The sequence below is a fragment of the Micrococcus sp. KRD077 genome (genome assembly GCF_017168505.1).
Taxonomy (GTDB): domain Bacteria; phylum Actinomycetota; class Actinomycetes; order Actinomycetales; family Micrococcaceae; genus Micrococcus; species Micrococcus luteus.
In genome coordinates, this window is sequence record NZ_JABFAZ010000102.1 from 1 (window position 1) to 2,606 (window position 2,606).

4 protein-coding genes are annotated in these 2,606 nt (G+C 76.1%); all 4 read right to left on the reverse strand.

The features are described 5' to 3' along the window. Positions 1–163: 163 nt before the first annotated feature. On the reverse strand, positions 164–1,363 hold the full coding sequence (locus J1M39_RS11970; RefSeq protein WP_206496844.1) for a UDP-N-acetylmuramate dehydrogenase: 1,200 nt from the start codon (positions 1,361–1,363) through the stop codon (positions 164–166). Continuing rightward, positions 1,360–1,851: a MaoC/PaaZ C-terminal domain-containing protein gene (locus tag J1M39_RS11975; RefSeq protein WP_036381494.1), complete on the reverse strand. Its 492-nt coding sequence runs from the start codon at positions 1,849–1,851 to the stop codon at positions 1,360–1,362. Before J1M39_RS11975 ends, J1M39_RS11970 begins: the two co-directional genes overlap by 4 nt. Beyond that, complete coding sequence (locus tag J1M39_RS11980) at positions 1,851–2,300, reverse strand: FAS1-like dehydratase domain-containing protein (RefSeq protein ID WP_036381490.1); 450 nt, start codon at positions 2,298–2,300, stop codon at positions 1,851–1,853. Before J1M39_RS11980 ends, J1M39_RS11975 begins: the two co-directional genes overlap by 1 nt. Positions 2,301–2,340: 40 nt before the next feature. Then, the coding region (locus J1M39_RS11985) for a hypothetical protein (RefSeq protein WP_206496845.1) at positions 2,341–2,606 on the reverse strand (266 nt) is incomplete at its 5' end.

Consider the following 2,606-nt stretch of genomic DNA (forward strand, 5'->3'; position numbering starts at 1 on the left):
CCCGTACCCGGCCCCCCGCCCCCGGCCCCCGTTTTCGTTCGGGAAACGGCGGGTGTTCGCGCGTTGTCGTTCGGGAAACGGCGCCCGCGCCGCCTCGGGGGCGCCGTTTCCCGAACGAAAGCACTCCTGGGGGCGCCGTTTCCCGAACGAAAGTGGAGGGGGGTCAGAGGCTGGTGCCGATGATCATCGGCTCGGGGTGCAGCTCGACGCCGAAGCGTTCGCGCACGCCGTCGCGCACGGTGCGCGCGACCGTCAGGACGTCCTCGGTGGTCGCGTCGCCGCGGTTGGTCATGGCGAGGGTGTGCTTCGTGGACACCGACGCGCGGCCCCCGGCCAGGCCGGTGCCGTCGGCTCCGCGGCCGTCCGGCCCGCCCTCGCGGGGGGCGACCTCGGGCAGCCCGAAGCCCTTCGCGAAGCCCGCGCGATCGATCAGCCAGGCCGCCGAGAGCTTCACGAGCGGCGTCCCGTCCTCGGCCTCCCCGGCGGCGAACGCCGGGGCGCCCTCGGGCAGGGAGGCCCGCACGGACGCGGGCACGATCGGGTTCGTGAAGTAGCTGCCCGTGGACCACGTGTCCGGGTCCGCCGGATCGGACACCATCCCCTTGGCGGCGCGCAGGGCCAGCACCTCGCGGCGGACCACCGCGAGCGGGGCATGGGCGCCCTCCTCGACGTCGAGCGCGGCCGCCAGCTGCCCGTAGCGGACCGGCGCCGTCGGCTCGGCGTCGGAGGAGGCGCGGCGCAGCTGCAGGTCGATCGAGAGCACGATCCACCGGGGACTCGGCGCGCCGGTCTCCAGCATGGAGCGCTTGATCACGGAGTCGCGGTAGCCGAAGCGCAGGTCCGCGGGCGTCAGCTCGACGAGGTCGCCCGCCTCCCGGTCCCACGCGCGCAGGGCGACGAGCACCTGCGAGACGTCCGCGCCGTACGCGCCGACGTTCTGCACGGGCGTCGCGCCGGCCGCGCCCGGGATGCCCGAGAGCGCCTCGATCCCGCCGAGCCCGTGCGCCACGGTCCATGCGACGGCGTCGTCCCACGGGTGGCCCGCCGCGACCCGCACGTCGACGGCCTCCCCCTCGTGGTCCGCGGACCGGGCCCCGTCGCCGGCGGGCGGCGCCTCACCCTCGCCGGGCGCCGGCCCGTCCAGCACGTGGATGCCCTCGAAGGCCAGCCGCACGACGGTGCCGGGGAAGCCGGCGTCCGCCATGAGGGTGTTGGAACCGCCGCCGAGGACGAACAGGGGCTCGCCTGCCGCGTCGGCGGCGCGCACGGCCTCGATCGCCTCGGCCTCGGTGCGCGCGGTGACCCACGCGCGCGCGGGCCCGCCGACGCGGGTGGTGGTGTGGTCCGCCAGCCGCTCGCTCACGCGCTCTCCCCCGCGGCTCCGCCGAGGCGGACCACAGCCTGCGCCTTGGTCAGCACGCGCGGCTTCACCGCGTCCGGGTTGGTGACGTTCAGGTCGATCCGCACCGTCCCGGCAGCCTCATCCACGGCGCCGACCGTGCCGACGACCTCGAGCGTGGCGCCGGGGACGGGCGCGCCGTCGTCGTCCGTGCGCCCCGTGGTGTCCGCGACCGGCACCATGCCGGTGAAGCGGGTCTGGTAGTCGACGACGGCGCCCGGGTCGCCCGCCCAGTCCGAGACGAGCTGCACGGCCGCGCCCATGGTGAGCATCCCGTGGGCGATGACGCCGGGCAGGCCGACGTGCTCGGCGAACGTCGGGGACCAGTGGATCGGGTTGCGGTCGCCGGAGGCACCCGCGTAGGCGACGAGGTCGGCGCGGGTGAACGTGACGGTGCGCGTGCCGACCACCTCGCCCCGGGCGAGGTCGGACAGGCGGGGGGCGGTGCTCATCAGGACTCCTCTCCCCGGACCAGCAGGGTGGACGTGACGGTGGAGACGGCAGCGCCGTCCAGATCCGCGATCTCGGTGACGGTGGTGACCATGCGGTTGCCGCCGAGGGACTTCACGGCCTCGACCCGCACGGTCGCCACGACCTCGTCCCCGGCCACCAGCGGGCGGTGGTGGACGAAGCGCTCGTCCGCGTGGACCACCCGCGAGAAGTCGATCCCCAGCTCGGGATCGGCGACGACGGCGGCCTCGGCGCGCTGGGCGATGACGACGGCGAAGGTCGGGGGGGCGACCAGGTCGGCGTGTCCCAGGGCCCGGGCGGCCGCGACGTCGTGGTGCGCGGGATGGTGGGCCTGCACGGCCTCGGCGAAGCCGCGGACCGCCTCACGACCGACCTGGAAGGGGGGCGCGGGCGGATAGCTCCGCCCGGCGACGTCGGGGTTCACGCTCAACTCGGGCCTCCTGCGGGACGGTTCTCGACTGCCGTCCAGCCTAACGGCCGGGGCGCCGCTCCCCCTGCCGGCGGGCGGCCTGGCGGAAGCGCACGAGCTGGGCGGACAGGTGCACGGCGACGCCCGCGCCGAGCACGCCCAGGGCGGTCCCGGAGACGGCGAGGCGTCCGGTGGTCCCGCCGACGACCGCCAGCACGATGCCCACGAGGAACAGCGCGGAGCCGGTCAGCACGAGGGTCCGGTACAGCCGGGAGCCGTGCTCCCACGGGGAGACGAAGCCGCGGGGCGCGGTGGTGCCGCGGGCGG